Raw genomic sequence first — 13,241 nt, forward strand, 5'->3', positions numbered from 1 at the left:
AAAAGCTAGATATAAAATCACAAATCAAATGGCAACAAAAACACAAGAAAAAACACAGGAAACAGCAACGCTTACCGAAAGAATCTCAGGAGCAGAAGCAGTTATAAAATGTTTGTTGGCAGAAGGGGTAGATGTATTATATGGATATCCCGGAGGAGCTATCATGCCTGTTTATGATGAATTTTATAAATATCAAGATAAAATTCATCATGTATTAACCAGGCATGAACAAGGAGCTACTCATGCTGCTCAAGGGTATGCACGAGTTACCGGAAAAGTAGGTGTAGCGATTGCTACTTCCGGACCTGGAGCTACCAATTTAATTACCGGAATAGCTGATGCGCAAATAGATTCTACTCCAATGGTATGTATTACCGGGCAGGTAGCAGAACATTTGTTAGGAACGGATGCTTTTCAGGAAACAGATATTGTTGGGATCTCAACACCGGTAACCAAATGGAATTACCAAATAACCAAAGCAAGTGAAATACCGGAGATAATGGCAAAGGCTTTCTATATAGCAAAGTCAGGGCGTCCGGGACCGGTGTTAATAGATATTACCAAAAATGCCCAATTTGAAGAATTTGATTTTGAGTATAAAAAATGTACTTCTGTAAGAAGTTATACACCAAAAACCAAAGTAGATGAAACCAAATTACGTGAGGCGGCAAGTGTAATTAATGCAGCTAAAAAACCAATGGTGATTTTTGGCCAAGGAGTAATTCTTGGAGAAGCAGAAGCAGAGTTTAAAGCCTTTATAGAAAAAGCAGGATTGCCATCTGCTTGGACTATTTTAGGGTTGTCGGCATTGCCAACTTCGCATCTGTTGAATGTAGGAATGGTGGGGATGCACGGTAATTACGGTCCTAATAAATTAACTAACGAGTGTGATGTGTTAATTGCTATAGGAATGCGTTTTGACGATCGTGTTACCGGAGATTTAAGTAGGTATGCAAAGCAGGCAAAAGTGGTTCATTTTGAAATAGATCCTGCAGAGATTGATAAAAATGTACCTACAGATGTAGCAGTGTTAGGTGATGCAAAAGAAAGTTTAGCGGCAATTCTTCCATATATAAATGAAAACAATCATGAAGAATGGTTAGCAGAATTTAGAAGATTAGATGCTGTTGAGTTTGATAAAGTAATCAAAGATGTGTTGTATCCGGAAAAAGAAGGATTAACCATGGGTGAGGTAATGAAAGAAATTAATAAAGCTTCTGGTGGAAATGCAGTAATCGTTTCTGATGTTGGACAACACCAAATGTTTGCCTGTCGTTATGCAGAATTTAAACAAACCAAGAGTAATATAACTTCCGGAGGATTAGGAACAATGGGGTTTGCTTTACCGGCAGCTATCGGAGCCAAAATGGGAGTGCCGGAAAGACAAGTAGTGGCGGTAATTGGTGACGGTGGTTACCAAATGACGATACAAGAATTAGGAACTATTTTACAAACCGGAGCAGCAGTAAAAATAGTGGTATTAAATAACGAGTTTTTAGGAATGGTGCGTCAGTGGCAACAACTATTTTTTGATAAGCGATATGCTTCTACAGAAATGGTAAACCCGGATTTTGTAACCATAGCCAAGGGGTATCATATCGATGCTACCAGAGTAACTAAAAGAGAAGACTTAGCGAATGCAGTACAGGAAATGATGCAGTCTGAAAGCGCTTACTTTTTAGAAGTATGTGTAGAAAAAGAAGACAATGTATTTCCAATGGTGCCAACAGGATCATCAGTTTCAGATATAAGATTAGAATAATTATGGAAGATAAACAAACATTTACCATTTCGATATATACAGAAAACAACGTAGGGTTGTTAAACAGAATTTCGTCAATATTTCAAAGAAGACATATAAATATTGAAAGTGTCAACGTATCGAAATCAGAAATTAAAAGTGTATCCAGATTTACCCTTTTAGTAAAGTTAACAGAAGAGCAGGTACAAAAAATAATGGGGCAAATAGAAAAGCAGGTAGAGGTTATTAAAGCATTTTATCATAAAGATGATGAAACCATTTACCAAGAGTCTTGCTTGTTTAAGTTGAGTACTGATTTATTAATTGATAATGATGAAATACAGCGAGTTATTAACAGTAGTAAATCAAGAGTTATTAACATAAATAAAGACTTTTTTGTGCTTGAAAAATCAGGTTCAAAAGAAGAGGTAGAAGAACTGTATCATATTTTAGATAAGCATGGTATTATGCAATTTGTACGATCAGGTAGAATTGCTATAACAAAACCGCAAATGAGAGTTTCAGAATTACTGAAAGCTTGGCAATAAAAAATAAACAACATAAACTTATAATAGAAAAGATGAAAAATTATTTTAATCAACTATCACTAAGAGAACAATTAGCTCAATTAGGAAAATGTAGATTCATGGAAGCTAACGAGTTTGAAGAAGGTATTCGAGCTTTAGAAGGAAAAAAAGTAGTGATAGTAGGATGTGGAGCACAAGGGTTAAATCAAGGATTGAATATGCGTGATTCGGGCTTAGATGTTTCGTATGCTTTACGAGCGGCAGCTATTCAAGAACAACGACAATCCTATAAAAACGCTGCAGAAAATGGTTTTGAAGTAGGAACGTATGAAGCGTTAATCCCAACTGCTGATTTAGTGTGTAATTTAACACCGGACAAGCAACATACACAAGTAGTGAATGCAGTAATGCCATTGATGAAAGAAGGAGCAACCTTGTCGTATTCTCACGGGTTTAATATTGTTGAAGAAGGTATGCAGGTTCGTAAAGATTTAACGGTTATAATGGTAGCACCTAAATGTCCGGGTTCTGAAGTTAGAGAAGAATATAAAAGAGGTTTTGGTGTGCCTACATTAATAGCAGTACACCCTGAAAATGATCCAGAAGGAAAAGGATTAGCAGAAGCAAAAGCGTATGCGTTTGCTACCGGAGGGCATAGGGCAGGAGTTTTAGAATCTTCATTTGTAGCTGAGGTAAAATCTGATTTGATGGGAGAGCAAACTATTTTATGTGGAGTTTTACAAACAGGATCTATTTTGTCTTTCAATAAAATGGTAGAAGAAGGAGTAGAGCCAGCCTATGCTTCTAAGTTAATTCAATATGGATGGGAAACTATCACGGAAGCATTGAAGCATGGAGGAATTACGAATATGATGGATCGTTTGTCAAATCCTGCTAAATTAAAAGCTTTTGAATTATCAGAAGAGTTAAAAGGAATTATGCGTCCGCTTTTCCAAAAGCATATGGATGATATTATGTCGGGGTATTTTTCAAAAACTATGATGGAAGACTGGGCAAATGATGATGCTAACTTATTAAAGTGGCGTGCAGCTACCGGTGAAACAGCATTTGAAAAAACAGCAGCAACAACTCAAGAAGTTGATGAGCAAGAATACTTTGATCACGGTACATTGTTAGTTGCTTTTGTAAGAGCAGGAGTTGAGTTAGCTTTTGAAACCATGACCGAAGCTGGTATTATTGAGGAGTCTGCTTACTATGAATCCTTACATGAAACACCGTTAATTGCCAATACTATTGCGCGTAAGAAGTTGTTTGAAATGAACAGAATTATTTCAGATACGGCAGAGTACGGATGTTATTTATTTGATCATGCATGCAGACCGTTGTTAACTGATTTTATGAAAACAGTTTCTACCAACGTTATCGGAAAGCTGTATGCAAATTCTAATAAAGTAGATAACCAACAACTAATTGCAGTAAATAGTGCCTTAAGAAATCATCCGGTAGAGCAAACCGGTAGAGTATTGCGTTCAGCTATGACAGCAATGAAATCAATAAAAACAGTAACAGAAGAACCTGTTTTAGTATAAGAAAACCTTTCTGGAGGTAGTTAGTTTTGTTGAACAATTACCTCCTTTTTTAAATAGATATGAATCATTAAAAGAATAATGATTTGTATGTAAACTAAATTTTTTTTCGTGTGGAACTAAGAACACAAACCTACTATCCGAAGTTAACAGATATCCAAGAGGCGGCAACTACTTTAAAAGAAGTGGTAACGGTAACACCTTTATTGTCTAATTATACCTACTCTAAAAAATACCAAGCAAATATTCTTTTAAAAAGAGAAGATTTACAGCAGGTACGTTCGTATAAAATTAGAGGAGCTTATAATAAAATTAGCTCATTATCAGCAGAAGAGTTAGCTAACGGTATTGTATGTGCAAGTGCAGGTAATCATGCACAAGGAGTGGCTTTAGCTTGTAGTAAAAAGCAAATTTTCGGAACTATATTTATGCCTGCTCCAACACCCAAGCAAAAAGTAGAGCAGGTAAAAATGTTTGGAGGAAAGTATGTAGATATTCAGTTGACCGGTGATACGTTTGACGATGCTTACAATGCCGCAAAATACGTAGCGGATAGCTTAGGGAAAACCTTTGTTCATCCTTTTGATGATGCAAAAATTATAGAAGGTCAAGGTACAGTTGCGCTGGAAATTATAGAGCAATTTAATGATGCAATTGATTATGTTTTTGTACCTGTGGGTGGAGGTGGATTAGCATCCGGTGTATCAGCTGTTTTTAAAACGTTATCACCTAATACTAAGATTATAGGGGTAGAACCGGAAGGAGCACCTTCTATGAAAACAGCGTTAGCGCATAATAAGAATATAAAGCTGGAAGCTATTGATAAGTTTGTAGATGGAGCCGCTGTGCAACAAGTAGGCGATTTAACCTATAAAATTTGTAGAGAAAATTTAGATGGTATGGTAACGGTTCCTGAAGGAAAAGTATGTCAAACCATTTTAGATATGTACAATAAAGATGCTATTGTAGTTGAGCCTGCTGGAGCTTTAACATTATCTGCTTTAGATTTATATGGAGATGAAATTAAAGGAAAAAATGTAGTATGTGTAGTTAGTGGGAGTAATAATGATATTACAAGAACTGAAGAAATAAAAGAAAGAGCGTTACTATTTAACGGTTTAAAACATTATTTCATTGTTCGTTTTCCACAAAGAGCAGGAGCGTTAAAAGAGTTTGTGATGGATGTTTTAGGAAAAAATGACGATATCACTTTTTTTGAATATTCTAAAAAAACCAATAGAGAAAACGGTCCGGCTGTTGTGGGGGTTGAGATAGAAAAAAATGAAGACCTGTTACCTTTGATTACTCGAATGAAAGAGCGAAATTTTTTTGGAGAATATTTAAATGATAAGCCTAATTTATTTGAATTTTTAGTATAATTACAACAATAAAAGCAGTATAGCTTTTAGTTTTCTTTAAAACAAAAAACCCGAACATATGTTCGGGTTTTTTACGTGGTGCCTCCAGGAATCGAACCAGGGACACAAGGATTTTCAGTCCTTTGCTCTACCAACTGAGCTAAGGCACCAGTTGCATCACTTAAGTAGCTTTGGTAAATAAAACTCGCAATTGCTGCGAGTTTTATTTTGTGGTGCCTCCAGGAATCGAACCAGGGACACAAGGATTTTCAGTCCTTTGCTCTACCAACTGAGCTAAGGCACCAGTTAGCTACTTTCGCTAAGCGGATGCAAATATACAATCGTTTTTTAATTTACCAAAAGAAAAGAAATAAAAAAAGTGTAGTAATTTTGCGGTTTTATAAAATTTAAATGATGTATTTAATAGTTGATGTTGGTAACACAAGAGTTAAAGTAGCTGTTTTTGAGAATGATATAATTGTTGCCGATTTTGTTTTTCTGAAGGATGAACTCATAGGGAAATTACAGAAAATTATTTCAAATTTTTCAATTTCTAACAGTATAATTTCTTCAGTAGCCTCTTTTACTAAACAAGAAGTAGAAAAAATAACTCAATTGATACATCCTATATTTTTAGATTCAACAACAAAAGTTCCGTTTACCAATTTATACGGAACACCTAAAACATTAGGAGTAGATAGAATAGCTTTAGCCGCAGCGGCTATAAAAAAATATCCACATAAAAATACGTTGGTAATTGATGCCGGTACCTGTATTACCTATGAGTTTATTACTCAAGAAGGAGAGTATTTAGGAGGAGCTATTTCACCGGGAATAAAAATGAGATACAAAGCATTAAATACGTTTACATCTAAATTACCGTTATTAAACCCGGCACCTGTAACTGATTTTATAGGAATAGATACAAATACGTCAATTCATTCAGGAATTGTTAATGGAGTATGTAATGAAATAAAAGGTCTTATTAATCAATATACAAGAAAATTTCAAGATTTAACAGTAGTTTTAACAGGAGGTGATACAAAATTCTTGGAAGAACAATTAAAAAGTGTCATATTTGCCCAACCGAATTTTATTTTGGAAGGATTACACTCTATTTTGATATATAATTTAGCGAATGATTAAGAGGTTTATAGTAGGAGTTTTAACATTAGGAACAACAACAATCGTAGCACAACGTAATAGTGCATCACCATACTCTTATTTTGGAATAGGAGAAAATTTTGACCCGGTAACAGTAGAGCAATCTTCAATGGGGGATATAGGAGCAGCTTTTAGAGATACCTATCATTTAAACTTTACAAACCCGGCGGCCAATGCTGATTTGAAGTATGCAACATATGCTATCGGTGGAAGTTTAACGTTTTTAACATTAAAGGAAGCCAATAGTTCTCAATCTGGGAACTCAACAAACTTAAGATACATATCTTTAGGGTTTCCTGTAGGAAAAAGAATGGGATTCTCTTTAGGGTTACAACCTTTTTCATCCGTAGGATATGCACTTTTAAATAGCCAATATAACGGAAACGAAATAGCTGAAATAACCAGATTTACCGGAGCTGGAGGTACTAACAGATTATATGCCGGATTTGGAACGTATTTATTTGACGGTTTTTCTATAGGTGCAGAAGCTAGTTTTATTTTTGGAAACATTGAGAATAATGTTTTAAACCAAAAATCCGGAGTACCGTTGGCAACCAAACAACAAGAAAAAATAAACTTAAGAGGAAGTCAATTTAAACTTGGAATGCAATATGGTACGCAGTTAAAAAATAAACTGGAATTTAATGCCGGTGCTGCTGTAACGTTTGGAAGTGATTTGTCTGTAAAAGGAACAGAGCAATTATACACATTATCATTTAGTGGGGCAGGTGCAGAACAAATAAGAGATGTACTGTATAATAAAGGAATTAGTGGAGATATAAATATGCCTCTAAAAACTGTTTTTGGAGTAGGATTAGGAAAATATAATAAATGGTATGTAGGTATTGACCAAGAATATAAAGAAGCAATTTCAGTTACAGATGAAATAAATTCTATTTCTCAAGGTTTTAAATATGAAAGAGGAAGTAGATTTTCTTTAGGAGGTTATTATATACCAAAAATAAACTCAATTTCAAGTTATTGGGATAGAGTTACTTATAGGGCAGGTTTACGCGTTGAAAAATTGGGTATTCTAGTTGACGGAAGCGGAACAGGTCAAAATTTAACATCAATAAATGACTTTGGCATAAATCTTGGATTCGGATTACCGTTGCCAAAGCAAATATCTAATGTTAACCTAGGATTTGAATACGGGCAAAGGGGAACCATAAAAAACAATTTAGTAAAAGAGAATTATTTTAATGTAAAACTAAGTTTATCTCTTAATAGTTCAGAGTGGTTCCTAAAAAGAAAAATAGATTAATAAAAACTGATAAATGATGAAAAAAATTACGTATTTACTAACAGGAGTATTTTTGTTTGTAGCCGTAAATGTAGTTAAAGCACAAGCAAGTCAAGAGTGTAGCGTAAAGTACAACTTATTTAAAGGTGATGCCGTTAATAAAAAATACGAGGCAGCCAAACCCAATTTAGAATATTTACTTGCTAATTGTCCAACATTATCGGTTAATATTTATAAGTACGGTGCTAAAGTTGCAGAAAGCACTAAAGATCATGCTTTAGTAAAAAAAGTTTATGAAGCTAGATTAGCTAACTATCCTGATGTTGATCCGGCTAAGGCACATAGTGATTATGCTGATTATTTAATTGAAAACAAATTAGCATCAGACGAAGAGATCTTTAATATTTTAGAAAAAGGTTATAAAGCAGGAGCTAAAGATATGGGAGTAAAAAACATCTTTAGATATTTCCAAGCAGTAACTGATAGATATAAAGATACTGATCCGCAAAAAGTATTTGATACGTATGATGATGTAATGGAGTCAGTAGATGAAAAGTTAGATGATTACAACAAAAAAATAGCTGATTTACAAGCTAAAGAAGAAGCAGGTACTTTAGATTCAAAGGGAACTAGAAACTTAAAAGCATATACAATTAATTCAACTTCACTAGGTATGGTTGAAGGAGGATTAGATGCTACTATTTCTGAAATAGCAACTTGTGAAAGATTGATAACTATTTATGGTAAAGAATTTGATGAAAAGAAAACAGATGGTGTTTGGTTAAAAAGAGCGGTATCTCGTTTGTATAACAAAGAATGTCAAGAAGATCCTTTATTTGAGAAAATAGCAAAAGCTTATGCAGATGTAACACAGTCGGCTGATGCTACCATCTTTATAGCAGGAATTTTAGAAAAGAATGGAGATAGCAAAGGTGCTGCTCAAATGAGAAAAAAGGCTTTCGATTTAGAAACAGATCCTGTAAAGAAAGCTAAAATGAAATTAAGAGAGGCTCAAGGAGCATCTGGAGCACGTGCTAGAGGATTAGCTTATGAAGCTTTAAAGTACAATCCAAACTATGGTAAAGCTTACTTATTTATTGCAAGTTTATACCAAAAAAGTGCTAACTCATGTGGAAGCGACGAGTTTGAAAAAAGAATGGTGTACGTTGCTGCTTTAGAAAAAGCTCAAAAAGCGCAAAGAGTAGATCCGGGATGTGGTGCAGGAAGATATATTTCTAGCTACCAAGGTCTTATTCCTTCTAAGAAATTAGTGTTCCAAAAAGGATTAGCTTCAGGATCATCATATAAAGTAGGTTGTTGGATTGGTGAGACTGTACGTGTACCTTAATACAAGATGAAAAATATAACATATATAATGTTTAAAAGCATTGCTATCATTAGTTTGGTAGCAATGTTTTTTTCATGTACCAATAGTAAAAAAGAAGTACAGGATTTTTTAGCAGATAAAAACTTACCCATAGCCGTAGGTAAAAATATTTATCATGTTTATAAAGATTCCGGAAAAGTAACATCAAAATTAATTACACCGTTACTTAATGATTTTACAAATAGAAAAGAGCATCCGTATAATGAGTTTCCAAAAGGTATAAAAATTATTACCTATGAAAACAATGGAAAAGACTCTACAACTATTACAGGAAATTATGCTCTAACCTATAATAAAACCAAAATATCAGAAATTAGAGATAATGTGGTAATTATTAACCACAGCCAACACTCAAGATTAGAAACAAATCAATTGTACTGGGATCAAAAAGAAAAATATTTCTTTACTGAAGACGGGTTCAGGTTAACAAATCCAACAGATACAATTAATGGTTTTGGATTCGAGTCTAAACAAGACCTTTCTAAATGGATTGCAAAAGATATTACAGGTAAAATAGAAACTAAAGAAGAAAGTTTATAATGAATACACTTTGGAAATACTTACAATACGGCTATTTAGTAGTGGCTGTTATTTTTTTAGTTGAAGGAATTTTAAAATTAAATTCAGATATACAACAAGCTTTAATAATGTTTGGATTTGCTATCTTTATAACATTGATTTTTTTGTTTAAACGCCGTTTTAGAAGAAAAATTGAAGCAAGAAATAAGCAAAACTAAAAAACGTGTAAATGCAGTTTGAAATTATTATAATTTTCATCTCGATTTTATTGTCAGCTTTTTTCTCAGGTATGGAAATAGCATTTGTTTCGGCAAATAAATTACATATTGAATTAGAGAAAAAAAGAGAAGGTTTTTTACCTAAAGTATTAACCAGACTTACTGAAAAATCATCAAAATTTATTACCACTATGTTAGTTGGTAACAATGTAGCTCTTGTAGTATATAGTTACTTTATGGGGGATTTATTGATGGGATGGTTTCAAACTTTTTTACCTTCTAAATATACGTTAGTAAACTATGTTTTATCAGATATTAGTTTATTAACTCAAACTGTAATTTCAACAGTAGTCATTTTGGTAACTGCTGAATTTTTACCTAAAGCTATTTTTAGAATTTACGCTAATGAAATGCTTAAGCTATTTGCAATACCTGCTTATGTGTTTTATTTGATATTTTATATCGTTACATGGATTACCACTAAAATTTCAGATTTTTTCCTACACGTTTTATTTAAAACAAAAGAAGATGAGATTCAAAGAGAGTTTAGTAAAGAAGAGTTAGGTAATTATATTTCTGAACAGCTTGATGGAGGTACTGACCAAGAAGAATTGGATACAGAAATACATATTTTTCAGAATGCGTTAGAGTTTCACAAAGTGAAAGCCAGAGAAATTATGGTGCCTCGTACAGAAATCATGGCAGTTGATATTCATGAAACGGTAAGCAAGTTAAAAGCACTTTTTATTGAAACGGGATTGTCTAAGATATTGGTTTATAAAGAATCATTAGACGAAATTTTAGGATATGTAAACGCCTTTGAGCTATTTAAAAAACCAAAAACTATTAAGGCTATATTATTACCTGTTGAGTTTGTTCCGGAATCAATGATTATTAATGATGTACTTAACTCATTAATGAAAAAAAGAAAAAGTATAGCAGTCGTTGTTGATGAATATGGAGGAACTTCAGGAATAATAACCGTTGAAGATATTGTAGAAGAACTGTTTGGTGAAATTGAAGATGAACATGATACGCAAGAATTGTTAGAAGAAAGAATTAGCGAAAACGAATTTAATTTTTCTGCACGGTTAGAAGTTGATTACTTAAATGAAGAATATGATTTGAATATTCCGGAAGAAGATGCCTATGAAACACTGGGAGGTTTTATTATAAATCATACTGAAAATATTCCGCAACAAGATGAAATTTTACAAATAGATAAGTTTCAAATTAAAATATTAAAGGTAAGTGCTGCTAAAATTGATACCATACATTTTAAAGTCCTAAAAGAAGAATAAGAACTCATTCGTTGCAAACTTCCTCTAAAACAGCCAAAAAAACGTTGCATTATTAAATGTGAAATTGTATTTTCGCACACTGTTAATAAAATAAAATGACGTATGGCAATTTTATCGAAAATTAGAGAACGTTCAATGTTCTTGATTCTTGTTGTTGGTTTAGCGCTTTTTGCTTTTGTGTTAGACCCTTCTACTATATCAGATTTTTTCAATTCAACAAAAGTTAATGAAATTGGAGAGGTAAACGGTGAAGTAATATCTCGCCAAGAATTTGCCGATGCTTTAGAAAACTACAAGCAACAAACTGGTAATAGAATTTCTGAAATGCAAGCAGCAAAGACTGTTTGGAATAACTTATTACGTCAAAAAATTTACAAAGCTCAGTTAGAAAATGCCGGAATTACTGTTGGAGAGGCAGACATTATGAATGCCCTTTTTGAATCTCCTGGAGTGCAAAATCAAGACAGATTTCAAACAAACGGAATTTTTGATAAGAGTAAATTAAGAGAGTTCTTAGCTAATATTAAAGCAGCAAATGGAGATGAGTGGAAAGCTTGGCAAGGATATATGGCTTCTTTAAGAGATAATATTGAGAAAACTACTTATGATAATTTAGTAGCATCAGGATTAGGAGCTTCTTTAAAAGAAGGTGAACAAAAATATTTAACTGAAAATACAAAAGTTTCTGCTAAATATGTGTATGTACCTTATACTTCTGTTATAGATAGTTTAGTTGAAATCAAGAGAGGTGACATTAAAAGTTATATTGATGCACACGCAGCAGATTATCAAGTTGAGGCTTCAAGAGATGTGAAGTTTGTGAAATTTGATATTCAACCAACAGCTGAAGATGAAGAAGCAATTAAAAATGAAGTTGCCGGTTTAATAGAAGATTCTGTAATTAACGGAACTCCTGTTAAAGGATTTAAAAATACAACGGATTATGCTGACTTTTTTGAAGAAAATAAGTCTGACATAGCTTTAGATCAAAGCTATAAATTTAAAGTTCAAGTCCCTCAGGTAATTGCAGATCAGGTTTTCGAAGGAAAAGAAGGAGATGTTTTTGGACCTTATAAAGACGCCGGTTTATTTAAATTATCAAAAATTACTAAAGTAACTCAGTTACCGGATTCAGCTCAAGCAAGACATATTTTAATTCCTTTTATTGGAGCTTCAAGTGCAGATCCGTCTGTAATAAGAACAGAAGAAGAGGCTAAGAAAATGGCTGATAGCTTACAAACTGTAGTAAAAGAAAGTCCATCAAAATTTGAAGACTTAGCTAAAGAATTATCTTCTGATAAAGGATCTTCAGATAAAGGAGGTTTTTATGATTGGTTTGGATATAATAGAATGGTTCCTGAGTTCAGAGACTTCGTATTTGAAGGTAAAAAAGGAGATGTTGGAGTTGTAAGAACAGTATTCGGATTCCATGTTATCAAAATTGAAGAATTAAAGAATTTCCAACCAGCTGTTAAATTAGTTACTTACGGACGTAACATTGTAGCATCTGAAGCAACTGAAAATGCTGTTTTCCAAAACGCTGAAACATTTTCTCAGGATTTAACTAACGGTAAGAATTATGATGAGTTAGTTAAAGAAAAGAATTTAGTATCAACTCCTGCTGTAGGTTTAAAAGCGTTAGATGAAAATGTACCTGGGTTAGGAAACGTAAGAGAAGTTATAACTTGGTCTTTTGATAAAGATAATAAAGTTGGAGATTTTAAACGTTTTGATATTGAAGGTGGTTATGTGGTGGCAATGTTAACAGCTAAAACAGCTAAAGGTTTAATGCCTGTTGATAAAGCTATTGCTTCTGTTAGACCAATTTTAGTTAACGAAAAGAAAGCTAAGATGATTGAAGCTAAAATGAAAGGTGCTACCTTAGATGAAATAGCTAAATCTTCAGGAGAAATGGTTAGAACGGCTACGGATGTAAATTTACAATCACCAACACTTTCTGGAGTAGGATATGAGCCAAAAGTTATTGGTGCTATGTTAACAGCTCCTGAAAACAAAGTATTTAATAATGTAATAGGTGACAGAGGAGTGTATGCTTTTACGGTTGAAAAGAAAGAGTTACCAACAGCATTACCTAACTATGATACTTACAGAAAGAGAATAGCTAACGACAGAAAAAATAAAACATTCCAAATGTATGAAGCAGTAAAGAAAGCTTCAAAAATTGAGGATAACGTTAGCAATTTTTACGGAATTCAAGAATAACAATTCACAATAA

At 33.3% G+C, this 13,241-nt stretch carries 11 protein-coding genes and 2 tRNA genes; 11 read left to right on the forward strand and 2 right to left on the reverse strand.

Going from position 1 to position 13,241, the window contains the following annotated elements; genetic code table 11:
* Nucleotides 1–28: 28 nt before the first annotated feature.
* The 4 genes from ilvB to ilvA all read left to right on the forward strand — a co-directional run bounded on the left by ilvB (nucleotide 29) and on the right by ilvA (nucleotide 5,194).
* Nucleotides 29–1,762 carry a biosynthetic-type acetolactate synthase large subunit gene (ilvB, locus tag ACQY1Q_RS03285; RefSeq protein ID WP_431003860.1) on the forward strand — a complete coding sequence of 578 codons (1,734 nt, stop codon included), beginning with the start codon at nucleotides 29–31 and terminating at the stop codon, nucleotides 1,760–1,762.
* A gap of 2 nt (nucleotides 1,763–1,764) precedes the next feature.
* Nucleotides 1,765–2,289 (forward strand): acetolactate synthase small subunit, encoded by a 525-nt coding sequence (ilvN, locus tag ACQY1Q_RS03290; protein WP_431003861.1) that lies wholly within the window; start codon nucleotides 1,765–1,767, stop codon nucleotides 2,287–2,289.
* 32 nt (nucleotides 2,290–2,321) lie between these two features.
* Nucleotides 2,322–3,818 carry a ketol-acid reductoisomerase gene (ilvC, locus tag ACQY1Q_RS03295; protein WP_431003862.1) on the forward strand — a complete coding sequence of 499 codons (1,497 nt, stop codon included), beginning with the start codon at nucleotides 2,322–2,324 and terminating at the stop codon, nucleotides 3,816–3,818.
* Nucleotides 3,819–3,928: 110 nt separating this feature from the next.
* Complete coding sequence (gene ilvA, locus ACQY1Q_RS03300) at nucleotides 3,929–5,194, forward strand: threonine ammonia-lyase (protein WP_431003863.1); 1,266 nt, start codon at nucleotides 3,929–3,931, stop codon at nucleotides 5,192–5,194.
* Nucleotides 5,195–5,270: 76 nt separating this feature from the next.
* On the opposite strand, the gene ACQY1Q_RS03305 is transcribed toward ilvA, so the two are convergent.
* Both ACQY1Q_RS03305 and ACQY1Q_RS03310 read right to left on the reverse strand, forming a co-directional pair.
* Nucleotides 5,271–5,343: transfer RNA gene (locus tag ACQY1Q_RS03305), tRNA-Phe, on the reverse strand.
* Nucleotides 5,344–5,404: 61 nt separating this feature from the next.
* Nucleotides 5,405–5,477 (reverse strand) — tRNA-Phe (locus ACQY1Q_RS03310).
* A 107-nt stretch (nucleotides 5,478–5,584) separates the two neighbouring features.
* Here ACQY1Q_RS03310 and ACQY1Q_RS03315 point away from each other — a divergent pair.
* The 7 genes from ACQY1Q_RS03315 to ACQY1Q_RS03345 all read left to right on the forward strand — a co-directional run bounded on the left by ACQY1Q_RS03315 (nucleotide 5,585) and on the right by ACQY1Q_RS03345 (nucleotide 13,228).
* Nucleotides 5,585–6,319, forward strand: a complete 735-nt coding sequence (locus tag ACQY1Q_RS03315) for a type III pantothenate kinase (RefSeq protein ID WP_431003864.1) — start codon at nucleotides 5,585–5,587, stop codon at nucleotides 6,317–6,319.
* A complete protein-coding gene (locus ACQY1Q_RS03320) occupies nucleotides 6,312–7,601 on the forward strand; it encodes a hypothetical protein (RefSeq protein WP_431003865.1) in 1,290 nt (429 codons plus the stop codon). Before ACQY1Q_RS03315 ends, ACQY1Q_RS03320 begins: the two co-directional genes overlap by 8 nt.
* A gap of 13 nt (nucleotides 7,602–7,614) precedes the next feature.
* Entirely contained in the window at nucleotides 7,615–8,928 is a 1,314-nt protein-coding gene (locus ACQY1Q_RS03325) for a hypothetical protein (RefSeq protein ID WP_431003866.1), read from the forward strand.
* A gap of 6 nt (nucleotides 8,929–8,934) precedes the next feature.
* Nucleotides 8,935–9,507, forward strand: coding sequence for an LPS export ABC transporter periplasmic protein LptC (lptC, locus tag ACQY1Q_RS03330; RefSeq protein ID WP_431003867.1), 573 nt, complete (start codon nucleotides 8,935–8,937; stop codon nucleotides 9,505–9,507).
* Complete coding sequence (locus ACQY1Q_RS03335) at nucleotides 9,507–9,704, forward strand: hypothetical protein (protein WP_431003868.1); 198 nt, start codon at nucleotides 9,507–9,509, stop codon at nucleotides 9,702–9,704. Before lptC ends, ACQY1Q_RS03335 begins: the two co-directional genes overlap by 1 nt.
* Before the next feature lie 11 nt (nucleotides 9,705–9,715).
* Nucleotides 9,716–11,005 carry a hemolysin family protein gene (locus tag ACQY1Q_RS03340; RefSeq protein WP_431003869.1) on the forward strand — a complete coding sequence of 430 codons (1,290 nt, stop codon included), beginning with the start codon at nucleotides 9,716–9,718 and terminating at the stop codon, nucleotides 11,003–11,005.
* 102 nt (nucleotides 11,006–11,107) lie between these two features.
* Nucleotides 11,108–13,228 (forward strand): peptidylprolyl isomerase, encoded by a 2,121-nt coding sequence (locus ACQY1Q_RS03345; protein WP_431003870.1) that lies wholly within the window; start codon nucleotides 11,108–11,110, stop codon nucleotides 13,226–13,228.
* Nucleotides 13,229–13,241: the final 13 nt, after the last annotated feature.

The sequence above is a fragment of the Tenacibaculum sp. TC6 genome (assembly GCF_050606265.1).
Taxonomy (GTDB): domain Bacteria; phylum Bacteroidota; class Bacteroidia; order Flavobacteriales; family Flavobacteriaceae; genus Polaribacter.

Excerpts from the sequence above, each read along its gene's own strand:
- ilvB (WP_431003860.1), top strand. The coding sequence starts at position 29 with ATGGCAACAAAAACACAAGAAAAAACACAGGAAACAGCAACGCTTACC.
- ilvC (WP_431003862.1), top strand. The coding sequence starts at position 2,322 with ATGAAAAATTATTTTAATCAACTATCACTAAGAGAACAATTAGCTCAA.
- lptC (WP_431003867.1), top strand. The coding sequence starts at position 8,935 with ATGAAAAATATAACATATATAATGTTTAAAAGCATTGCTATCATTAGT.
- ilvN (WP_431003861.1), top strand. The coding sequence starts at position 1,765 with ATGGAAGATAAACAAACATTTACCATTTCGATATATACAGAAAACAAC.
- ACQY1Q_RS03320 (WP_431003865.1), top strand. The coding sequence starts at position 6,312 with ATGATTAAGAGGTTTATAGTAGGAGTTTTAACATTAGGAACAACAACA.
- ACQY1Q_RS03345 (WP_431003870.1), top strand. The coding sequence starts at position 11,108 with ATGGCAATTTTATCGAAAATTAGAGAACGTTCAATGTTCTTGATTCTT.
- ACQY1Q_RS03335 (WP_431003868.1), top strand. The coding sequence starts at position 9,507 with ATGAATACACTTTGGAAATACTTACAATACGGCTATTTAGTAGTGGCT.
- ACQY1Q_RS03325 (WP_431003866.1), top strand. The coding sequence starts at position 7,615 with ATGATGAAAAAAATTACGTATTTACTAACAGGAGTATTTTTGTTTGTA.
- ACQY1Q_RS03340 (WP_431003869.1), top strand. The coding sequence starts at position 9,716 with ATGCAGTTTGAAATTATTATAATTTTCATCTCGATTTTATTGTCAGCT.
- ACQY1Q_RS03315 (WP_431003864.1), top strand. The coding sequence starts at position 5,585 with ATGATGTATTTAATAGTTGATGTTGGTAACACAAGAGTTAAAGTAGCT.